This is a genomic window from Citrobacter sp. S-77 (assembly GCF_963864895.1).
Lineage (GTDB): Bacteria > Pseudomonadota > Gammaproteobacteria > Enterobacterales > Enterobacteriaceae > Citrobacter > Citrobacter murliniae.
Window position 1 is genome coordinate 3,381,836 of record NZ_CAWLWU010000002.1, and the last position, 20,033, is coordinate 3,401,868.

Consider the following 20,033-nt stretch of genomic DNA (forward strand, 5'->3'; position numbering starts at 1 on the left):
ACAATCCTTATATTCAGAGGCTTTCAATCAGCAGTTTGCCTTTGCGATACATCATGTGGCGCAGGAACACGACCATTAGCGCCGTAATAACCGCCCCTAATAAGATCCCCGCCATATAGACGCCGAGATTAGTAACCAGAGGCCATGCCCAGATGGCGGATTCAGGGAACCACTGTACTGCGCCCAGCCAGACAGCAGCCGTCGAGCCGACAATTGCTCCAACCATATATGAAGGGATCGCCGTAACAGGGCTTTCCAGCGCAAAGGGGATCGCGCCTTCGCTAATGCCCATAAACGCAAGGAACATCGCCGTTTTCCCCTGCGGGTAAAGCTGCGCACTAAACAGTCGTTTACCGGTTAAACGGCGGTCGATAAGCGTTGCCAGCCCAAGACCAATAGGTGGAATGACAATCGCAATAGAGCGTGCAGTCACCGGCAGGACGTGATCGGTGGTAAAGCTAAAGGCAACAAATCCTGCGGCCTTATTGATAGGGCCACCGAGGTCAATTGCAGTCGCTGCGGAGATGCCCATCGCATACATCAGCGTACCTTTCTCTCCCGCGGCCGTCAGCAGAGTACGGATACCACCGTTAATCCAACCTCCGAACGGGGTTATCACGTAATACATCGCCAGCATGACGAAAATCGCGGAGAGAATCGGCAGTAAAAAAGTGGTTTTGAATGCCAGCAGAAAATCAGGAAGCTGGATTTTCTGGTTCATCCACTTCACCAGATATCCGGCAACAATCGAGATAATCAGCGCTCCGATAAAGGTCGAAGGTACCGGAGCGGCCGTCGCCCATTGCAGAGTGGTTGGGTCAAAATTCAGCACCTGCGTGGGCTGAGTAGACATCAGCCCGCCGATGAATCCTGCCGGAAACGCCAGCTTACCGCCGATAGAGTTAGCAACGAACGCTGCAAACATGGGTATAGCAAAACCAAACAGCACGCCGCCAAAAGACTGTGACAGCCAGGCAAACTTCAGTAATGAAAGATTAAAACCATCGAACTTCCCGCTATTCAGCGCATCCATGATGCCGGTATCAGCAGGAATTTTTAGCCAGCTATAGGCAATCAGTTGAGAGAAAGCGAGGATCACCCCACCCATGATTAACGTGGGTACCATACGCGAAATACCCGACATTACATGCTGCGGGAGTTCGCCCCAAAAGCTATTGCGGGAGGCCTGAGGATTTTTTATTACCGCTGCCGCACCAGATGCGCCAGGCACAACGGTTGCACTGCGTTTTTTAATGGCCATACGTGTTTCCCTTCGACAATTATTGTTGTTCTGCGGCAACCATTTCTTCGATCTCTTTAATGATGCCAGCAGCGTTTTTTATTGCGTCCTGCAAAGTAATTTCGTACACATCGCGTGTTTCAAACCGCTCGTTATCTTCCGGTGTGACGGCAACGGAGTGGATAATTAACGTCGCTTCGGCAATGTCCTGCGCCGTCAGGCGGTTTTGAATGCCATCTGCGCCCTGCGTTTCAATTTTCACTTCGTATCCCGCTTCAACCGCCGCTTCTTCCAGCGCCTGAGCTGCCATAAAGGTGTGAGCCAGCCCCATCGGGCATGCACAGACTGCAATCAGTTTTTTACTCATAACAGACTCCTCGTAATAGTTAACGAGTGAAATTATGGATGCAGGAAAGCAACGACCGTTACCAGATAAATAATGCTTCTACTGGATAAATAATCCCGCAATTCGGAAATGTGACGAGCGTCGGAATGGCTGGCAACAGACGAAAAAAAACCGCGTGATTAGCGCGGTTTCGCAGGGTATAGCAGTGTAGTTACAGAACATGCCCTAAAGTCTGGCGCAAATGCGCACCTGAGCCAAGCAGTCCTGGATTATCATGTACAATCAGATACACCGGAATGTCCTGAACATAGGATTTAAACCGCCCTTTATCTTCAAAGCCGCCGCGAAAACCAGACGCTTTAAAGAACTCGAGGAAGCGCGGCACGATGCCACCGGCAATATAGACACCGCCAAAGGTGCCCAGCGTTAGTGCCAGATCGCCGCCAAATCGCCCCATAATGACGCAAAATAGCGACAGCGCGCGGCGACAGTCGATACAGGAATCGGCCAATGCACGTTCAGTGATATCTTTCGGCTGCAGGTTTTCCGGCAGGCGCCCATCTGACTTCACAATAGCGCGGTACAAATTCACCAGCCCAGGGCCGGACAGCACGCGTTCCGCTGAGACATGACCAATCTCCGCGCGCAGCACTTCCAGAATAATGCCTTCTTCTTCACTATTAGGGGCGAAATCCACATGCCCCCCTTCTCCCGGCAGGCTCACCCAGCGTTTATCCACGTGCACCAGATGCGCAACGCCTAAGCCAGTACCCGCACCATAAACCGCAATAGGTTTCCCTTCGACAGGCTCTGCACCACCAAACTGAATCAAGTGCTCTTTTTTCAACATGGGGATCGCCATCGATACAGCGGTGAAATCGTTGATGATTTCCAGATGACTGAAGCCAAGATTCTTTTTCATTTCAGCAATAGAAAATGCCCAGGTATGGTTGGTCATTGCCACCCAGTCACCGGTGATCGGGCAGGCAATGGCAATACACCCGTCTTCAACGCTAACGCTATGCTCATCCAGGTAAACACGCACAACGGCTTCAAGGCTTGGGTAATCCAGCCCGGAATAGGTCTTTGCCTGCGAAATCTCACCACTGGCAATGTCACACAGAGCAAGACGCGCGTTAGTGCCGCCGACATCACCTACTAAAGCATATTTTGTCATTCTTCTACTGCTCCGCTAAAGTCAGAATAAATCTTTAGCACACTGTAAATTCATGGGGGCATAACAACAACGCCCCAAAGGCTGATGCCCGTGGAAAATCGATCCAGGTCACATAATTACTTTATCGTTTCAGCACCATTTGCAGCAATGCCACAAGGCAGGCTGTGCAAACTACCTCTATGACTCTGTTTGAAGGAATAGAAAATGCTCCATCCGCGTGCCAGAACGATGCTGTTATTATCAACCCCCGCGCTGATTATTGGCATCGCCTCCAGTCTGGTGTTGATCGCAGTAATGAAAGTGGCCTCTGTTTTACAGCAATTTTTATGGGAGCGTCTGCCCGTCAGTATTGGCATTGCCAATGACTCTCCGGTTTGGATCATCGGCATGCTTACGCTTACCGGGATAATGGTCGGCTTAGTGATTCGCTACAGCCAGGGTCATGCAGGCCCGGATCCGGCCTGTGAACCACTGATCGGTATGCCAGTATCAACTTCAGCACTGCCGGGCCTGCTGGCCGCACTGATCCTCGGCCTCGCGGGCGGGGTCAGTCTGGGGCCAGAGCATCCGATTATGACCGTGAATATCGCGCTGGCAGTGGCCATTGGCGTTCGGCTGTTTCCCCGTGTTGATAAGCTGGACTGGACCATTCTCGCTTCTGCTGGCACCATTGGCGCGCTGTTTGGCACCCCTGTCGCCGCAGCGCTGGTGTTCTCGCAAACATTGAACAACTCTAACGATGTTCCCTTGTGGGATCGTCTGTTTGCGCCATTGCTGGCCGCAGCAGCGGGATCACTGACAACCAGCCTGTTCTTTCATCCTCATTTTTCGTTGCCCATTGAACACTACTCACAGATGCATCTGACCGATATTTTTAGCGGTGCCATTGTCGCCGCCATTGCTATTGCGGCAGGTATGGTGGCGGTCTGGTGTTTGCCACGTTTGCACCAGTTGATGCATCAATTGAAACACCCGGTGCTGATCCTCGGTGTTGGGGGATTTATCCTCGGCATATTAGGCGTTATTGGTGGGCCACTTACTTTGTTTAAGGGGCTGGATGAAATGCAGCAAATGGCGTTTAGCCAGACTCTGGGTGCCTCAGACTATTTTATGCTCGCGGTGATTAAACTGGCCGCGCTGGTGGTTGCCGCCGCCAGCGGTTTTCGCGGTGGGCGTATTTTCCCGGCGGTATTCGTGGGTGTGGCGCTGGGACTTATGCTACACGCCCATGTTGAAACCGTACCGGCAGCAATCACCGTCTCCTGTGCCATTCTGGGGCTGGTCTTGGTTGTCACACGCGATGCCTGGCTGAGTCTGTTTATGGCCGCAGTGGTGGTGCCAGACACCACCCTGCTGCCGCTGTTGTGTATCGTTATGCTTCCCGCCTGGTTGCTGTTGGCAGGTAAACCGATGATGATCGCCAATCGCCCGGATAAATAGCTATCCGCCGTTACGGGCTTCCAGCGCACGGGTCACCGTGCGCAACAATTCAGGCAGATCGGCTTTCGGCAACACCACTTCAATCAACGAAAGCCGTTGCGGTGATGCCAGCCGAGCCAGAACTTCCTCCAACTGTACGGCCTGCGCCACGCGCCAGCATTCCGCCTGACATTCCCGACTCAGAGCCTGCGGCACCTGCGTCCAGCTCCAGCCGGCAATATCGTTGTAACGCTGATTCGCCCCGTGAATAGCACGCTCTACGGTATAACCGTCGTTATTGAGCAGTAAAACAACGGGTGACTGACCCTCTCTGAGCATTGACCCCAGTTCCTGAATTGTCAGTTGCGCCGCACCATCACCAATAATCAGGATCACCCGGCGGTCCGGGCAAGCCATTTGTGCACCGAATGTGGCAGGTAAAGCATAGCCAATAGAGCCCCACAACGGTTGTACCAGCACCTCAGCCCCGGAAGGTAACGAGAGCGCCGCAGCACCAAATGCGGCAGTCCCCTGGTCTACGAGGATAATGTCGTCAGGTGCCAGATAATGCTGCACCGTATGCCAGAAGTTTTCCTGTGTCAGCGGCCCCTTTTCAACCGGAATACGATTAACAGGAGGACGTTCAGGTGGGAGAGAGAATGACAATTCCAGGCATAATTCTCGTAGCGTGGTGACCGCCTGTTCCATGGGGACGTTAAACCAGCTTGTTCCTACGCGCGAAGCATGAGGCTGGACCTCAATAGTGCGTTCCTGCGGTAGCCGTTGCGTAAAACCGGCAGTCAACGTGTCAACAAACTGAGTGCCAACACAGATGATCGTGTCGGCATCCTCTATCGCCTGGCGTACATAATCATTGCTGGCCCCAGCGCTGTAAGTGCCAACAAACGCCGGATGACGCTCATCAAAAAGCCCTTTGCCCATCAATAGTGTGGCGTGGGCCATCGGCGTTTCCGCCATCCAGCGCTGTAAAACCGGCTGTAAACCAAAACGCTGCGCGAGAAAATCAGCCAGCAGCGCCACCCGCGGACTGTCGATTAACCGTTCGCGGGCCTGAAAACGAAACGCGGCAGCCACGCTGCTTTCCGGTTCGTTCAGGGGAATAATGAGGATATCTTGCGGGGGCGTGGCGGGGTGTTTGGCAATATCAGCAGGTAGCATCAGATAACCTGGTCTGCGCTCGGACAACATTGCCCGCAGAACCCGGTCAATTTCATAGCAGGCGTTTTGTGCATCCAGCACCGCACTGGCAGAGGTAATCGCCTGGTGCATACGGTAAAAATGCTGAAAATCACCGTCACCAAGGGTGTGATGCATCAGTTCCCCACGCCGCTGAGCACTGCTACACGGAGCCCCCACAATATGCAGTACAGGAACATATTCTGCATAGCTTCCGGCTAATCCATTGATTGCGCTTAATTCCCCAACGCCAAAGGTGGTGAGAAGCGCTCCTGCCCCCGCCACCCGGGCATATCCATCCGCAGCATAAGCCGCATTCAATTCGTTCGCGCACCCGACCCAGCGCACGCTGGGATGTTCAATCACATGGTCCAGAAACTGCAAATTATAATCACCCGGCACACCAAAAAGGTGGCCAATTCCACAACCTGCCAGCCTGTCCAGCAGATAATCAGCAACTGAATACGGGGTTTGCATGACAGCTATCCTTCTGACGGTAACCTCATGTTGAGTATCGAAGAACTGTGATACCTGTCCAGAAAACTCGCCGTGAAGGGGGTGGAAAGCTGAATTTACAGTTTCGGCGGTGAAATTTCATTGAGGCCTGACTTGTGTAAACGTATACACTGAAACTCTCACTATCTGGAATGGGGGCTACATGGTTTATCGCGCTGATGAAAATCGCTATCAGACAATGGAGTACCGCCGCTGCGGTCAAAGCGGGTTAAAACTACCGGTTATCTCTCTTGGCCTGTGGCACAATTTTGGTGACACCACGCAAGTCGAGAACAGCCGGAGCCTGTTACAGCGCGCTTTCGATCTGGGGATCACCCATTTTGATCTCGCCAATAACTACGGGCCGCCACCGGGCTCAGCTGAGCGAAATTTCGGACGCATTCTGCAGGAAGATTTTTTGCCGTGGCGGGATGAACTCATCATCTCCACCAAAGCAGGCTACACCATGTGGGATGGTCCCTACGGCGACTGGGGTTCGCGTAAATATCTTATAGCCAGCCTCGACCAAAGCCTGAAACGCATGGGTCTGGAATATGTTGATATCTTCTATCACCATCGTCCCGATCCTGAAACACCGCTTACAGAAACCATGAAGGCACTGGATCATATTGTCCGGCAGGGCAAAGCGCTGTATGTCGGGCTGTCTAACTATCCTGCCGACCTTACCAGACAGGCCATTGAAATCCTCAACGATTTAGGGACTCCATGCCTTATCCACCAGCCCAAATATTCCATGTTTGAACGCTGGGTTGAAGGAGGTTTACTCTCACTGCTGCAGGAGAAAGGAGTTGGCAGTATCGCCTTCTCACCGCTGGCAGGTGGACAATTAACCGATCGCTACCTGAACGGTATTCCTGCGGATTCTCGTGCAGCAAGCGGCAGCCGTTTTCTTAATCCGGACCAAATTACTGCGGAAAAATTAAACAAAGTTCGTTTGTTGAATGAACTGGCTGAGCGGCGAGGACAAAAGCTCTCCCAGATGGCGCTGGCCTGGGTGTTACGGGAAGACAAAGTCACCTCAGTGCTGATTGGTGCCAGCAAACCGGCGCAAATTGAAGACGCTGTCGGCATGCTGGCAAACCGTCATTTCTCACCGGCAGAATGTGCAGAGATTGATGCCATTCTGGGTCGGTTGAAATAAAAACACATTTATTAACAAAAAGTGCTCTCTCTCAGGATTTAAGAGTTAAGGCGATGAAACGGGGCTTTACTGCCCCGTAATATTGCGTTAACAGGCCGGCTACGGCTCGATCGTGAAGGAGAGAAAGAATGTTCAGGTCACTGATTCTGGCGGCAGTCTTAATGGCTTTTGCACCGCTGGCCGCAAACGCTGGCGAAATCACCCTGCTACCGTCGATTAAATTACAAATTGGCGATCGCGACAATTACGGCAACTACTGGGACGGCGGGCGCTGGCGCGACCGGGATTACTGGCACCATAATTATGAGTGGCGCAAAAATCGTTGGTGGCGTCATGACAATGGCTACCATCGTGGCTGGGATAAACGCAAAGCTTACGAGCGCGGTTATCGTGAAGGCTGGAACGATCGTGATGACCATCGTGGTCGCGGGCGAGGCCACAAACACCATCATTAATGTAACAAATCCCCCATCATCCGGGGCAGTATTCACACAAACCATCGATATACATAGGGTTCATGTTTGTACATGGACCCTTTTTGCGTAACACTTTCCCAAACGCTGGATTACGTACAGCCACAATAACCCCCCCAGAGCGTCCTCCATCTTTCCGGTTCATTTCACAAATTCACAAAATCGGAAAAAAAAATTCCGATTAATCGTGTTTTTTTTGAACTTTACGCGATAAACGTTAACATTAATTTAATAATATAAAACCTGGGGTGAGCGCCAATGAAAAAACAAGAAAGACAAAAGGCCATTCGGGTTAAGCTGGTAACCGATAAAAAGGTTTATGTTAGCGAATTAGCAAAGGAATTATCAGTTACGACTCGCACGATCCGTAATGACTTAAATGAGTTAAGTCAGAATACTCTTTTTTCATTATTCCATGGCGGCGCGCAATTAAACAACACACCTGATGAATCTTTATTTGAACAATCTTTCACAAATACAATATTGAACGGGTTCAAAAGCCATAAGGAAATCACAACGATTTCTACCCGTACCAAACAAAATAACTATATTGATGAAAGCATTTACATACTGGGTTCATTTAATATAGATATTGTCTCTGAAACTTCAACATTCCCTCAAATTGGCCAGACCATACGCGCCTCTGCAACCCATTTTTATGCCGGAGGGAAAGGTACAAACCAGGCGGTTGCTGCAGCCAAAATCAATAACAATGTTCATCTTACTGTTAAATTAGGTACAGATGAGTTTTCGAAAAAAGCAAAAAGATACTTAACGAACACTGAAATTTCATCTTTCTCTTTTTTTGAAAATGAAATGTCCTCCACTGGAATTGCAATGGTTTGGGTTTCAGGTGCCACTGGAGACAATATGATCAGTATCGATCTTGGAGCCAATGAAACTTTCACCCAGGAAGATATTTTATTGGATATAGATACCATTCGTAATTGCAAAGTTTTTTTAACCCAACTGGAAAATAATTTTCCTATCACTCGCTTTGCCGTCATGCAGGCAAAACTTGGAAAATCTCTGGTTGTTCTGAATCCCGCTCCCTATGTTTCCGAGATCAAAGAAATATTGCATTTAATCGATATTATCACACCGAATAAAATTGAAGCTGAAGCGTTGTCAGGTATCAACATAGTTGATATTTATTCAGCAAAAAATGCCGCCAAAAGCATTCATATCCAGGGCGCAAAATGCGTCATTATCACGTTAGGTAGCGACGGTTGTCTGATCTTTGATGGCAAAACTTATACTCATATTCCGGCCTATAAATCAGCCGTTGTCGATACCAGTGGAGCAGGCGATGCCTTTACCGGGGCACTGGCTGCATGTATTGCAAACGGTAAAGGACTCATCAATGCAGCGCAATATGCTTCTGCGTTTGCATCGTTGAAAGTTGAACGTAAAGGTGCATCAAACATGCCCAGTAATTCGCTCGTTTATCATCGTATGCAGTAACTGTCTAGAGCATTATTTAGCCCCCTACACCTATAGGATAATTTCATGAAAAATAAAATGTTTTATCGTGTGATCGGTGCAACTGTCGGCTTAGCGCTTTCCGCCACCTTCACCGTACCTGCTTTTGCCGCCGATACGCAGACACATAAACCTAAAGTCGCGCTGGTCATGAAATCACTGGCAAATGAGTTTTTCCTGACAATGGAAACAGGAGCAAAAGATTATCAGAAAAAAAACGCCGACAAGTTTGACTTGATTTCTAACGGCATCAAAAACGAAACGGATACGGCAAATCAAATCCAGATCGTAGAGCAAATGATCGTCTCTAAAGCCGATGCTATCATCATTGCGCCATCAGACTCTAAAGCCCTTGTGCCTGTCATTAAAAAAGCGATTGATGCAGGTATCATTGTCATCAACATTGATAATAAATTTGATGACGGTGTACTCAAAGATAAAAATCTCAACATTCCTTTTGTTGGCCCGGATAACCAAAAAGGCGCAAAAGAAATTGGTGATTATTTAGCGAAGCACCTTAAACCAGGCGATCAGGTCGGTATTATTGAAGGCATCCCAACCTCCAGTAACTCTCAGCAACGTACCCTCGGCTTCCAGAACGCAATGGCACAAGGCGGAATGAAAGTAGTTTCCGTTCAATCTGGTCAATGGGAAATTAACAACGCTAATGCAGTGGCCGCTGCAATGCTGAGTGAATACCCCGATATCAAAGCTCTGTTGGCAGATAACGACAATATGGCATTAGGCGCAGTTTCTGCAATTCGCTCTGCCGGGAAAAAAGGCCAGGTTCTGGTGGTTGGTTATGACAATATCGAAGCGATTAAGCCTATGTTAAATGATGGCCGTGTTTTAGCAACCGCAGATCAATTTGCTTCGCAACAAGCCGTATTTGGAATTGATGCCGCACTTGATGCGTTAAAAAATGGCAAAAAACAGAGTGAGCTCTCCAGCAACGTTGAAACGCCAATAAAACTTATCGTTAAACAATAAGTTAATAACCGTAAAACAGTGTGCCGCTGTGGTATTGCAATTATTTGGGTATCAGAGCGGCTTACCGGATAAGGCCAGAATATGAAAAGTGGGCAAGAGATCCTCACAATACAGGGAGTAGGTAAAACCTATAGTGAACCTGTCCTGGTAGATGTGACGCTAGCATTATATCCAGGAAAAGTATTGGCCCTGACGGGAGAAAACGGTGCCGGGAAAAGTACATTATCAAAAATTATTGGCGGACTAACTAGCGCAACTACCGGGCAGATGATTTATCAGGGTCAACCTTACGCCCCCGCTACCCGAAAAGAAGCAGAAAAGTTGGGTGTTCGCATGGTTATGCAAGAACTCAATTTGTTGCCTACATTGTCGGTCGCGGAAAACCTGTTTCTCGAACAACTTCCCCATCGGTTCGGCTGGATCGATCGGAAAAAGTTAACAGAAATGGCTCGCCCGGTGATGGCAATGGTTGGACTTCAATCTGTCGATCCTAATACGCTGGTAGGTGAATTGGGTATTGGTCATCAACAGATGATCGAAATCGCACGAAACTTAATTGGTGAAAGTCGGGTGCTTATTCTGGATGAACCGACGGCCATGCTCAGTAGTCGTGAAGTTAAACTCCTGTTTAAACAGATAGCGCTGTTTAAAGCCCGTGGGGTTTCAATCATTTATATTTCTCACCGTCTCGATGAGTTAGCGATAATTGCTGACGATATTGCCGTACTCCGAGATGGCCATTTGGTTTGCGTGGACGATATCAAACGTTATACCAGCGATCAGCTTGTTTCGCTGATGGTCGGGCGCGACTTAGAAAGTTCATTTGATTTAAGTGGACGTCAGGCAGGTCATCCCATCCTGAAAGTGGAAAATTTTAAGCGTGGGAAAATCATTCGGGATACGTCATTTACATTGTACAGCGGTGAGGTGTTAGGGATCAGCGGTCTGGTCGGCTCCGGCAGAACAGAGCTTCTGCGTGCTATTTTCGGCGCTGATAAAATCGACAGTGGCACCTTGCTGATTGGCTCCCCATTAAAGCCCGTAGCGATCCGTTCTCCTGCTGAGGCTATTCGACACGGTATCGCATTAGTCACGGAAGATCGTAAAGGTGAAGGGCTTTTATTACCCCAGTCGGTTGCAGCAAATATTTCATTGGGCAACAGCGACAAAATAAGTCATCTGTCGGTCGTTAACGCATTGAGTGAAACCACGTTAGCAAATAAACACATCAAAAGTTTAGCGGTTCGTACAACAAACACAGCACAGGCAGTGGAGAGTTTATCGGGCGGCAACCAGCAAAAAGTTTTGATTAGCCGATGGCTGGAACGAGACTGCGAAGTTGTCCTATTTGATGAGCCCACTCGCGGTATTGATGTCGGCGCTAAACAGGATATTTACCAGTTGCTGAATACGTTGACGTCTAAGGGAAAAGGCGTTGTTGTCGTTTCCAGTGATCTGCGCGAACTCATGCTCGTTTGCGATCGTATTGCGGTAATTTCAGATGGCAAGTTAGTGAACACATTTACGCGTGATGACTGGAGCCAGGATCGCATTTTAGCGGCAGCATTTTCGGCATATCAACATGCAGAAGATACCGTCAGCGAGTAGCCGGGGATAAAAAATGAAAAACAACTTTGCGACAAAACAAGCAGCAGCAGAGAAAGGTAAGGCCCAGACGTCATGGAAAGGATTAAGTAGCTACATCGGGCTGCTCGGAGCATTATTGGCGATGATAGTCCTGTTTTCATGCCTCAGTACACATTTTCTGAGTATGAATACCTTTAGTACTATTGCGAATCAGATCCCCGATTTAATCGTCATGTCGGTAGGGATGACGTTTATCTTAATTATTGCCGGTATCGACCTTTCGGTTGGCTCGTTGCTGGCTCTTGCCGCAGCGGTCGTCAGCGTCACCTATTTAAATTTCCAGTGGTCGCCATGGCTGGCCGCGCTTTCTGGCATAGCACTCGCTACATTAGTTGGAGCACTGACGGGACTGATTACCGTTGCCTGGCGTATTCCAGCCTTTATCGTCTCACTGGGCGTACTGGAAATGGCCCGCGGGGCGGCATACCAGTTAACTGACTCCCGAACTGCCTATATCGGTTCTATTTATGATTATTTAGCCGACCCGATTCTCTTTGGCGTCTCCCCTTCTTTTATTATCGCGATCGTCGTCATTATTGTCGGACATTTGGTACTGACCCGAACCGTTTTTGGCCGCCATTTAATTGGTATTGGTACCAATGAAGAAGCTGTCCGGTTATCAGGCATCAATCCCGGGCCCTACAAGATCGCAGTCTTTGCCCTGATGGGTGGATTATCTGGTCTGGCATCACTCTTTCAGGTGGCCCGTCTCGAGGCCGCAGACCCGAATAGTGGCGTGGGGATGGAGCTACAGGTTATTGCTGCTGTCGTGATTGGAGGCACGAGTCTGATGGGGGGACGCGGCTCGATTATCTGTACTTTTCTTGGCGCGTTGATTATTTCCGTACTGGCAGCAGGGCTGGCGCAAGTTGGCGCCAGCGAGCCCACAAAACGTTTTATCACAGGAGCCGTTATTATCGTTGCAGTGGTACTTGATACCTATCGTAGCCATTTAAATAAAAAATAAGCGAGATGGTTACCCGGCGCGACCGGGTAACCGCAGGAAATGATAACCGCTACAATCCGATCGCGGTCCCTATCAGCAGCCAGATATTCAGTGCCACAACCAGCAGCACAATCACCCAGCCAACCTGTTTTACCCAACGGCTGTTAACCAAATCGCCCATCAGTTTACTGTCGCTGGTAAATATCAGCAGCGGCACCAGAGCCAGTGCAATCCCAAAACTGAGCAATACCTGGCTCATCACCAGAATACGGGTAGGATCAAGTCCCATCAGGATAACGATAAACGACGGCATCATGGTGACGGTGCGGCGTACCCAAAGCGGAATGTGAAAGCGAATAAACCCTTGCATCACAACTTGTCCCGCCAGTGTTCCGACAACCGTAGAGGAAAGCCCAGCAGCCACCAGACTCAAACCAAAGACCGTCGCCGCAGCGTGACTCAACAACGGTTCAAGCGTCAGGTAGGCCTGATCGAGGTCAGCAATACCGGTATGCCCGCTAAAGTGAAATGCCGCTGCCGCCGTCGCCATCATCGCCAGATTCACAAATCCGGCAATTGTCATGGCGATAGCTACATCCCATTTGGTTGCCGTGTATCGCTGCTGGCGTGTCCCACCATGCAGATGCTGGGTTAAGGATGAGTGCAGATAAATAACGTGCGGCATAATGGTGGCGCCGAGCACACCGGCCGCCAAAAATACCGCTTCAGAATTGGGCAGGCTGGGGATAATCATTCCCTTACTCAGCTGTGCCAGGTTCGGCTGAGAAAAAACCAGTTCTACAATGTAAGCCGCAGCAACGAACAATAATAATCCGCCAATCACTTTCTCCAGCGGCTTTTGCCCACGACGTTGCAGCATCAGGATCAAAAAAGTCGCAATCCCAGTAAGCACAGCCCCCTGCAACAGAGAAACACCAAGGATCAGCTTGAAGCCAATTGCAGCCCCAATAAATTCGGCAAGGTCTGTCGCCATGGCGATAATTTCAGCCTGCACCCAGTAGAACCAGACCACGGGGCGCGGATAATGATCGCGAATTTGCTCCGCCAGATTTTTGCCAGTGGCAATGCCCAGCTTAGCTGATAGCACCTGAATCAACATTGCCATCAGGTTTGCCCAGACAACGACCCAGAGCAGTTTATAGCCAAAGCTGGCACCTGCCTGGATATTCGTAGCAAAGTTACCCGGGTCGATATACCCGATAGCCGCGATGAACGCAGGTCCCATTAATGCGAGCTTCAACTTGCGCGCTGCCCGTCCACTGCTACTCTCAACGCGATCGTTCGTCATTTTAGTGCCTCAGAAACATAGCCTTTGCTATGTTTTAAGCTACGCTTATTGAGAATGATTATCAAATTCATTTTGATGGGTTGAATTGATTTCTCTGATAGCGTTGGTCTATGGGTTGATAAGAAATCTGGAAATACCGGCGAGATGTTTAATTATTGTTATGAGATTAGCACAATGACATAACTTTTCACTTCCATACTAAACATAACGGAAGTGTATCGCGGATCACTAATTTTGAATCTCGTCACAGGTCCTTATTATAGTGTGTGTTTGATCTCGTTTTCTTTGGTGTTGTTACATAGAATGTGCACGGAAACTAAACCTGCCTCATATTTGGAGCAAATATGGACCGCGTTCTTCATTTTGTCCTGGCCCTTGCCGTCGTTGCGGTACTCGCACTGCTGGCAAGCAGTGACCGTAAAAAAATCCGCATTCGTTATGTTATTCAATTGCTTGTTATCGAAGTGTTACTGGCATGGTTCTTCCTGAACTCTGATGTCGGCCTGGGCTTCGTGAGAGGCTTCTCCGAAATGTTTGAAAAACTGCTCGGATTCGCTAATGAAGGGACAAACTTTGTCTTTGGCAATATGAACGACAAAGGTCTGGCATTCTTCTTCCTGAAAGTGCTTTGCCCGATTGTCTTCATTTCCGCCTTGATCGGTATTTTGCAGCATATCCGTGTTCTGCCAGTTATCATCCGCGCTATTGGTTTCCTGTTATCCAAAGTGAACGGTATGGGCAAGCTGGAATCCTTCAACGCCGTCAGCTCCCTGATCCTGGGTCAGTCTGAAAACTTTATTGCCTATAAAGATATCCTGGGCAAAATGTCACGCAACCGCATGTACACCATGGCTGCAACGGCGATGTCTACCGTTTCCATGTCTATCGTGGGCGCGTACATGACCATGCTGGAACCGAAATACGTCGTTGCGGCGCTGGTTCTGAACATGTTCAGCACCTTTATCGTACTGTCGCTGATCAATCCTTACCGTGTTGATGCCAGTGAAGAAGATATCCAGATGTCCAACCTGCACGAAGGGCAGAGCTTCTTCGAAATGCTGGGGGAATACATTCTGGCGGGCTTCAAAGTGGCGATTATCGTTGCAGCAATGCTGATTGGTTTCATCGCGCTGATTGCAGCTCTGAACGCCCTGTTCGCCACCGTTACCGGTTGGTTTGGCTACAGCATCTCCTTCCAGGGTATTCTGGGCTACATCTTCTACCCTATCGCATGGGTAATGGGTGTTCCGTCCAGCGAAGCACTGCAGGTAGGTAGTATCATGGCGACTAAACTGGTTTCTAACGAATTCGTTGCGATGATGGACCTGCAGAAAATCGCTTCAACGCTCTCTCCGCGCGCTGAAGGCATCCTCTCTGTGTTCCTGGTATCCTTCGCTAACTTCTCTTCAATCGGTATTATCGCAGGCGCAATCAAAGGCCTGAACGAAGAGCAAGGCAACGTGGTCTCCCGCTTTGGTCTGAAACTGGTATACGGCTCCACGCTGGTGAGCGTACTGTCCGCTTCCATCGCAGCACTGGTGCTGTAAAACAGCCACGCAGTGACAAAGCCGGGGAGATTCTCCCCGGCTTTTTTATGCCTGTTACTCAGCAATCTGAATGGAAAAAAGAGAAATCGGGCTGGAAGTAGAAACAAAAAACCCCCGCTTTTCAGCGAGGGTTTCAATTTTGGTGGAGCTAAGCGGGATCGAACCGCTGACCTCCTGCATGCCATGCAGGCGCTCTCCCAGCTGAGCTATAGCCCCACGATGCTTTTACGTACCAAATTTATTGGGATTAAATTTGGTGGAGCTAAGCGGGATCGAACCGCTGACCTCTTGCATGCCATGCAAGCGCTCTCCCAGCTGAGCTATAGCCCCGTCACGTAAAGCTTGTCGAGTTGACGGGCGGCATCATATGAATTCCCTTCGCATGTGTCAACGGCAAAATCAATTCACAGAATTCAATCGCTGAAAAAGCAGTCAAATGAAGAACATTGCGCAACAACTCGCATTCAGTAGTTAAACGCGTCACGGTTTCGACTAAAATGGTGCTATAAAATGAACCACTAATTAACCCCACGACTATTCAGGGAATCGTTATGTTCAAGGAACGGATGACGCCAGAAGAACTTGCTAATCTGACCGGTTACAGCCGACAAACCATCAATAAATGGGTGCGCAAGGAAGGCTGGGCTACATCACCCAAACCAGGCGTTCAGGGTGGTAAAGCCCGTCTGGTTCACGTTACCGAACAAGTTCGTGAATACATCCGCAGTGCCGAGCGTTCAGCTGAAGGCTTATCAGATAATTTATCTTTATCAGGTGACACCTCTATCGAAGCACTGCTGATAAGGCTGGCTAAAGAAATGACGCCATCAGAACAGAAAATGTTTACGTCACTGATCCTGCGTGAAGGCATTACGGGTTTATTACAACGCTTAGGGATCCGCGACAGTAAATAATATGAAAAAATTACGCAGCAAAATGACCACCGAAGAACTGGCTGAATGTCTCGGGGTCGCCAAACAAACCGTCAATCGCTGGATCAGAGAACAAAACTGGAAAACCGAAAAGTTTCCCGGCGTGAAGGGTGGCCGCGCAAGGCTTATTCATATTGATGGCGGTGTGCGAGAATTTCTTCTCAATATTCCTGCATTTCGCAAAGTCCCTGAGTTTTATCAGGCAGAAGAACCCATTGCTGAATACACACACGTTACTCGCAGCCCTGCATTTCGCCAGATAATTGGTGCAGTAGAAAACATGTCCCCGACGGAACAAGAAAAGCTGGCGCTTTTTCTTTCACGTGAAGGCATCCGCAGTTTTCTCGCCCGTCTCGGCATTGATGAATCGGAATAAGCACAAAAAAAAACGGCAGGATATTTTCCTGCCGTTTTTCTATGTATCAACCCGCCTTACTGCTGACTTTCACGCTCAGCAATAAACGCCAGGGCTTTGTTAATACGTTCAATGCTACGAGATTTTCCAATCGCATGCACCGTTACGTCTAACGCCGGAGACTGGCCTGCGCCGGTTACTGCAACGCGCAGTGGCATACCCACTTTACCCATACCCACTTCCAGCTCATCAGCGGTTGCCTGAATCGCGTGGTGGACATTTTCAGCCGTCCATTCGCTAATTTCAGCCAGCTTGTCGCGAACCACTTCCAGTGGCTGACGTGCAACCGGACGCAGGTGTTTCTTCGCCGCATCAGCATCGAACTCGGCAAAGTCTTCGTAGAAATAGCGGCAGCTCTGCGCCATCTCTTTCAGTGTTTTGCAACGCTCACCCAGCAGTTTCACCAGTTCGGAAAGTTGCGGACCAACGCGAGTGTCGATATTTTCCTGCTCAATGTGCCATTGCAGATGCGTTGCCACATATTCCGGAGCCAGGGCGTTAATATAGTGATGGTTCAGCCACTGCAGTTTCTCAGTGTTGAATGCACTCGCAGACTTGCTCACCGCGCCAAGAGAGAACAGCTTGATCATCTCTTCGCGGGTAAAGATTTCCTGATCGCCGCTGGACCAGCCCAGACGCACCAGGTAGTTCAGCAGCGCTTCCGGCAGGTAGCCATCATCGCGATACTGCATTACGCTGACTGCTCCGTGACGTTTGGAGAGCTTTTTACCGTCGTCGCCGTTGATCATCGAAACGTGTGCGTAAACCGGCACTGGCGCGTTCAGCGCTTTCAGGATGTTGATCTGACGCGGGGTGTTGTTGATATGGTCTTCTCCACGAATAACGTGGGTGATTTCCATATCCCAGTCATCGACCACAACACAGAAGTTATAAGTCGGAGAACCGTCGGTACGGCGAATGATCAGATCGTCCAGCTCCTGGTTACTGAATTCGATCGGCCCACGGATCTGGTCGTCAAAAATAACGGAACCGTCCTGCGGGTTAGCAAAACGTACCACGCAAGGCTCATCGTCCGCATGATGTTCGTGACCATGACGGCAGCGACCGTCGTAACGCGGCTTTTCACCTTTCGCCATCTGCTCTTCACGCAGTTGCTCCAGACGCTCTCTGGAGCAGTAGCATTTATAGGCTGTACCCGCTTCCAGCATCTCATCGATAACTGCGTTGTAGCGATCAAAACGTTTGGTCTGGAAGTACGGACCTTCATCCCACTCAAGGTTCAGCCAGTTCATGCCATCCATAATGGCTTCGATAGCTTCCGGTGTGGAGCGTTCGAGATCGGTGTCTTCAATACGCAGCACAAACTCACCGCCATGGTTACGTGCAAAAAGCCAGGAATAAAGAGCAGTACGCGCACCGCCGACGTGCAGGTAACCTGTCGGGCTTGGCGCGAAGCGAGTTTTGATTTTCATGAAATGGCCTTACGTTTATAAAGATGCCGACAACCGGCAAACCTGGGAAGATTATCAGGGTGGTATTCTATCACCGTAGTCTGATTCCTCAATGTTGATCAGGTTGGAACATCACGCTTTACCATTTTCGTATACAAATCATGCCGCATGGCCTGTTTTGCGATCGTTTTGTTTAAATTTACGACGAACGAACAATTTCTTTTGAAAATGCGTTGACTCATTTTCAACTCTCCCTATAATGCGACTCCACACAGCGGGGGTGATTAGCTCAGCTGGGAGAGCACCTCCCTTACAAGGAGGGGGTCGGCGGTTCGAACCCGTCATCACCCACCAACTACTTTATGTAGTCTCCGCCGTGTAATGTAAGAAATTGAGAAGTGGGTGATTAGCTCAGCTGGGAGAGCACCTCCCTTACAAGGAGGGGGTCGGCGGTTCGATCCCGTCATCACCCACCACTTTCTCGCCAGCTGGATTTCTTACAACAAAATGAAGTATCGAAGTGGGTGATTAGCTCAGCTGGGAGAGCACCTCCCTTACAAGGAGGGGGTCGGCGGTTCGATCCCGTCATCACCCACCACTTCGGGGCGTTAGCTCAGTTGGTAGAGCAGTTGACTTTTAATCAATTGGTCGCAGGTTCGAATCCTGCACGCCCCACCAATGTAAAAAGGCGCCCTAAAGGCGCCTTTTTGCTATCTGTGATTTATAAGATTCGAACCTGCAGCAGGTTCGGGTCTCACGTAGTGAGAGAACGGATCCGTTTGCGGCGACGGCCCGGAGGGTGAGCGAAGCGAGTCATCCTGCACGCCCACCAGTGTAAAAAGGCGCCTTTTTGCTATCTGCTATTTGAAAAATCCTGATAAGCGCTTCACTCGCCATCCCTACTAAATGATATGTTTTAAGCCGGATAAGACATTCGTACTACCATCCGGCAGAAATATCACATCGTCAGTGCCCCCACCAGTTTCTCCAGCGCAGGCGTCGCTTGTTGTTGGTCATACACAATATACAAATCTGCCGGAATACGTTCTTCTAACGCCCGAAATACAACACCCGGCCAGTTCATCTGAGCGTAGCTATCTGCAATTAACGTAATACCAATTCCCATGCTAATCATCGCCAGCACCGTTTGCGGTTCCCGCACTTCACGAATTATCATCGGAGAGAATCCAGCACTCTGGCAAACACGTTGCAGAAATGCCCAGTCAGTATGAACTGAAGGCATAGTGACAAAATATTCGTTACGCAGCGCTTCCAGCGGTACTGCATCATAAGCAGTAAGTGGATGCTCTTCCGGCATAGCCACCAGAAAAGAAGATTCATGCAAACGCAGGCTGGTAAATCCGGGAGAAGGCTCAGTTGCCATCCGCCAAACACCCGCATCCAGTTCACGCCGCTCCAGCATGGTCATTTGCATTGCAGGCATGTTTTCACGAAACAGTACTTCGACGTTAGGGTTATCCTTCAAAAAACACCGCATCACCGGACGCATTTTTCCCCACATTGCGGTGCCAATAACGCCGAGCTCGATCCGCCCTGCCTCGCCACGACCAATCTGTTCAACTCTTGCCAGCGCCTGATTCGCACTGGATAACAGACGGCGTGACTCTTCCATCAAAATTTTTCCGGCATGGGTTAACGCCACACTCCGGGAATGGCGGATAAATAAAAGCGTACCAAGTTGCTGTTCCAGCTCTTTAATATGAGTACTGAGCGGAGGTTGTGACATATTCAGGCGAGCAGCAGCACGTCCAAAATGCAGTTCTTCTGCGACAGCAAGAAAATAACGCAGTAACTTCAGATCGATACGGTGCGTGCGTTCCATG

The 20,033-nt window shown here is 49.5% G+C and carries 18 protein-coding genes and 6 tRNA genes; 14 read left to right on the plus strand and 10 right to left on the minus strand.

Annotation, left to right across the window (positions count from 1 at the left end; all coding sequences use genetic code 11):
• Window positions 1–13: 13 nt before the first annotated feature.
• From AACS05_RS16765 to glk, 3 genes are all read right to left on the minus strand, one after another.
• Complete coding sequence (locus tag AACS05_RS16765) at window positions 14–1,261, minus strand: PTS fructose transporter subunit IIC (RefSeq protein WP_045445829.1); 1,248 nt, start codon at window positions 1,259–1,261, stop codon at window positions 14–16.
• Window positions 1,262–1,280: 19 nt separating this feature from the next.
• Window positions 1,281–1,607, minus strand: a complete 327-nt coding sequence (locus AACS05_RS16770) for a PTS fructose transporter subunit IIB (RefSeq protein ID WP_045445832.1) — start codon at window positions 1,605–1,607, stop codon at window positions 1,281–1,283.
• 190 nt (window positions 1,608–1,797) lie between these two features.
• Window positions 1,798–2,763 carry a glucokinase gene (gene glk, locus AACS05_RS16775; RefSeq protein ID WP_045445835.1) on the minus strand — a complete coding sequence of 322 codons (966 nt, stop codon included), beginning with the start codon at window positions 2,761–2,763 and terminating at the stop codon, window positions 1,798–1,800.
• Between the two features lie 204 nt (window positions 2,764–2,967).
• Between glk and AACS05_RS16780 the strand changes: the two genes are divergently transcribed.
• Window positions 2,968–4,203, plus strand: a complete 1,236-nt coding sequence (locus AACS05_RS16780) for an ion channel protein (RefSeq protein WP_045445838.1) — start codon at window positions 2,968–2,970, stop codon at window positions 4,201–4,203.
• On the opposite strand, the gene AACS05_RS16785 is transcribed toward AACS05_RS16780, so the two are convergent.
• Window positions 4,204–5,856 (minus strand): alpha-keto acid decarboxylase family protein, encoded by a 1,653-nt coding sequence (locus tag AACS05_RS16785; protein WP_045445841.1) that lies wholly within the window; start codon window positions 5,854–5,856, stop codon window positions 4,204–4,206.
• Window positions 5,857–6,037: 181 nt separating this feature from the next.
• Between AACS05_RS16785 and mgrA the strand changes: the two genes are divergently transcribed.
• The 6 genes from mgrA (at window position 6,038) to AACS05_RS16815 (ending at window position 12,595) form a co-directional block, all read left to right on the plus strand.
• Window positions 6,038–7,036, plus strand: a complete 999-nt coding sequence (gene mgrA / locus AACS05_RS16790; RefSeq protein WP_045445844.1) for an L-glyceraldehyde 3-phosphate reductase — start codon at window positions 6,038–6,040, stop codon at window positions 7,034–7,036.
• Window positions 7,037–7,164: 128 nt separating this feature from the next.
• The gene (ypeC, locus tag AACS05_RS16795; protein WP_045445847.1) at window positions 7,165–7,491 is read left to right on the plus strand and encodes a DUF2502 domain-containing protein YpeC; all 327 of its coding nucleotides are present in this window, start codon (window positions 7,165–7,167) and stop codon (window positions 7,489–7,491) included.
• A 276-nt stretch (window positions 7,492–7,767) separates the two neighbouring features.
• Window positions 7,768–8,973, plus strand: a complete 1,206-nt coding sequence (locus AACS05_RS16800) for a PfkB family carbohydrate kinase (protein ID WP_045445849.1) — start codon at window positions 7,768–7,770, stop codon at window positions 8,971–8,973.
• Window positions 8,974–9,018: 45 nt separating this feature from the next.
• Complete coding sequence (locus AACS05_RS16805) at window positions 9,019–9,981, plus strand: sugar ABC transporter substrate-binding protein (protein ID WP_045445852.1); 963 nt, start codon at window positions 9,019–9,021, stop codon at window positions 9,979–9,981.
• An 81-nt stretch (window positions 9,982–10,062) separates the two neighbouring features.
• Entirely contained in the window at window positions 10,063–11,589 is a 1,527-nt protein-coding gene (locus AACS05_RS16810) for a sugar ABC transporter ATP-binding protein (RefSeq protein WP_045445855.1), read from the plus strand.
• Between the two features lie 13 nt (window positions 11,590–11,602).
• Entirely contained in the window at window positions 11,603–12,595 is a 993-nt protein-coding gene (locus tag AACS05_RS16815; protein ID WP_045445858.1) for an ABC transporter permease, read from the plus strand.
• 49 nt (window positions 12,596–12,644) lie between these two features.
• On the opposite strand, the gene AACS05_RS16820 is transcribed toward AACS05_RS16815, so the two are convergent.
• Together AACS05_RS16820 and AACS05_RS25015 are read right to left on the minus strand one after the other, a co-directional pair.
• Entirely contained in the window at window positions 12,645–13,883 is a 1,239-nt protein-coding gene (locus tag AACS05_RS16820; protein ID WP_045445861.1) for an Nramp family divalent metal transporter, read from the minus strand.
• The gene (locus AACS05_RS25015; protein ID WP_420808581.1) at window positions 13,880–13,954 is read right to left on the minus strand and encodes a hypothetical protein; all 75 of its coding nucleotides are present in this window, start codon (window positions 13,952–13,954) and stop codon (window positions 13,880–13,882) included. Before AACS05_RS25015 ends, AACS05_RS16820 begins: the two co-directional genes overlap by 4 nt.
• A gap of 273 nt (window positions 13,955–14,227) precedes the next feature.
• Between AACS05_RS25015 and nupC the strand changes: the two genes are divergently transcribed.
• A complete protein-coding gene (nupC, locus tag AACS05_RS16825) occupies window positions 14,228–15,430 on the plus strand; it encodes a nucleoside permease NupC (protein ID WP_045445864.1) in 1,203 nt (400 codons plus the stop codon).
• Window positions 15,431–15,570: 140 nt separating this feature from the next.
• On the opposite strand, the gene AACS05_RS16830 is transcribed toward nupC, so the two are convergent.
• Together AACS05_RS16830 and AACS05_RS16835 are read right to left on the minus strand one after the other, a co-directional pair.
• Window positions 15,571–15,646 (minus strand) — tRNA-Ala (locus AACS05_RS16830).
• A 38-nt stretch (window positions 15,647–15,684) separates the two neighbouring features.
• Window positions 15,685–15,760 (minus strand) — tRNA-Ala (locus AACS05_RS16835).
• Window positions 15,761–15,981: 221 nt separating this feature from the next.
• Here AACS05_RS16835 and AACS05_RS16840 point away from each other — a divergent pair.
• Together AACS05_RS16840 and AACS05_RS16845 are read left to right on the plus strand one after the other, a co-directional pair.
• Window positions 15,982–16,344, plus strand: a complete 363-nt coding sequence (locus tag AACS05_RS16840; RefSeq protein WP_045445867.1) for a YfeC-like transcriptional regulator — start codon at window positions 15,982–15,984, stop codon at window positions 16,342–16,344.
• A gap of 1 nt (window position 16,345) precedes the next feature.
• Complete coding sequence (locus AACS05_RS16845) at window positions 16,346–16,738, plus strand: MerR family transcriptional regulator (RefSeq protein WP_045445869.1); 393 nt, start codon at window positions 16,346–16,348, stop codon at window positions 16,736–16,738.
• Between the two features lie 56 nt (window positions 16,739–16,794).
• On the opposite strand, the gene gltX is transcribed toward AACS05_RS16845, so the two are convergent.
• A complete protein-coding gene (gene gltX / locus AACS05_RS16850) occupies window positions 16,795–18,210 on the minus strand; it encodes a glutamate--tRNA ligase (protein ID WP_045445872.1) in 1,416 nt (471 codons plus the stop codon).
• Window positions 18,211–18,467: 257 nt separating this feature from the next.
• On the opposite strand from gltX, the gene AACS05_RS16855 reads away from it, so the two are divergent.
• The 4 genes from AACS05_RS16855 to AACS05_RS16870 all read left to right on the plus strand — a co-directional run bounded on the left by AACS05_RS16855 (window position 18,468) and on the right by AACS05_RS16870 (window position 18,867).
• Window positions 18,468–18,543, plus strand: a tRNA-Val gene (locus AACS05_RS16855).
• Between the two features lie 46 nt (window positions 18,544–18,589).
• Window positions 18,590–18,665: transfer RNA gene (locus tag AACS05_RS16860), tRNA-Val, on the plus strand.
• A gap of 46 nt (window positions 18,666–18,711) precedes the next feature.
• Window positions 18,712–18,787: transfer RNA gene (locus AACS05_RS16865), tRNA-Val, on the plus strand.
• Between the two features lie 4 nt (window positions 18,788–18,791).
• Window positions 18,792–18,867, plus strand: a tRNA-Lys gene (locus AACS05_RS16870).
• A gap of 280 nt (window positions 18,868–19,147) precedes the next feature.
• On the opposite strand, the gene AACS05_RS16880 is transcribed toward AACS05_RS16870, so the two are convergent.
• Entirely contained in the window at window positions 19,148–20,032 is an 885-nt protein-coding gene (locus tag AACS05_RS16880; protein ID WP_045445875.1) for a LysR family transcriptional regulator, read from the minus strand.
• Window position 20,033 lies beyond the last annotated feature (1 nt).

Coding starts and splice junctions, on each gene's coding strand:
- AACS05_RS16765 (WP_045445829.1), bottom strand. CDS start 1,261: ATGGCCATTAAAAAACGCAGTGCAACCGTTGTGCCTGGCGCATCTGGT.
- AACS05_RS16770 (WP_045445832.1), bottom strand. CDS start 1,607: ATGAGTAAAAAACTGATTGCAGTCTGTGCATGCCCGATGGGGCTGGCT.
- glk (WP_045445835.1), bottom strand. CDS start 2,763: ATGACAAAATATGCTTTAGTAGGTGATGTCGGCGGCACTAACGCGCGT.
- AACS05_RS16780 (WP_045445838.1), top strand. CDS start 2,968: ATGCTCCATCCGCGTGCCAGAACGATGCTGTTATTATCAACCCCCGCG.
- AACS05_RS16785 (WP_045445841.1), bottom strand. CDS start 5,856: ATGCAAACCCCGTATTCAGTTGCTGATTATCTGCTGGACAGGCTGGCA.
- mgrA (WP_045445844.1), top strand. CDS start 6,038: ATGGTTTATCGCGCTGATGAAAATCGCTATCAGACAATGGAGTACCGC.
- ypeC (WP_045445847.1), top strand. CDS start 7,165: ATGTTCAGGTCACTGATTCTGGCGGCAGTCTTAATGGCTTTTGCACCG.
- AACS05_RS16800 (WP_045445849.1), top strand. CDS start 7,768: ATGAAAAAACAAGAAAGACAAAAGGCCATTCGGGTTAAGCTGGTAACC.
- AACS05_RS16805 (WP_045445852.1), top strand. CDS start 9,019: ATGAAAAATAAAATGTTTTATCGTGTGATCGGTGCAACTGTCGGCTTA.
- AACS05_RS16810 (WP_045445855.1), top strand. CDS start 10,063: ATGAAAAGTGGGCAAGAGATCCTCACAATACAGGGAGTAGGTAAAACC.
- AACS05_RS16815 (WP_045445858.1), top strand. CDS start 11,603: ATGAAAAACAACTTTGCGACAAAACAAGCAGCAGCAGAGAAAGGTAAG.
- AACS05_RS16820 (WP_045445861.1), bottom strand. CDS start 13,883: ATGACGAACGATCGCGTTGAGAGTAGCAGTGGACGGGCAGCGCGCAAG.
- nupC (WP_045445864.1), top strand. CDS start 14,228: ATGGACCGCGTTCTTCATTTTGTCCTGGCCCTTGCCGTCGTTGCGGTA.
- AACS05_RS16840 (WP_045445867.1), top strand. CDS start 15,982: ATGTTCAAGGAACGGATGACGCCAGAAGAACTTGCTAATCTGACCGGT.
- AACS05_RS16845 (WP_045445869.1), top strand. CDS start 16,346: ATGAAAAAATTACGCAGCAAAATGACCACCGAAGAACTGGCTGAATGT.
- gltX (WP_045445872.1), bottom strand. CDS start 18,210: ATGAAAATCAAAACTCGCTTCGCGCCAAGCCCGACAGGTTACCTGCAC.
- AACS05_RS16880 (WP_045445875.1), bottom strand. CDS start 20,032: ATGGAACGCACGCACCGTATCGATCTGAAGTTACTGCGTTATTTTCTT.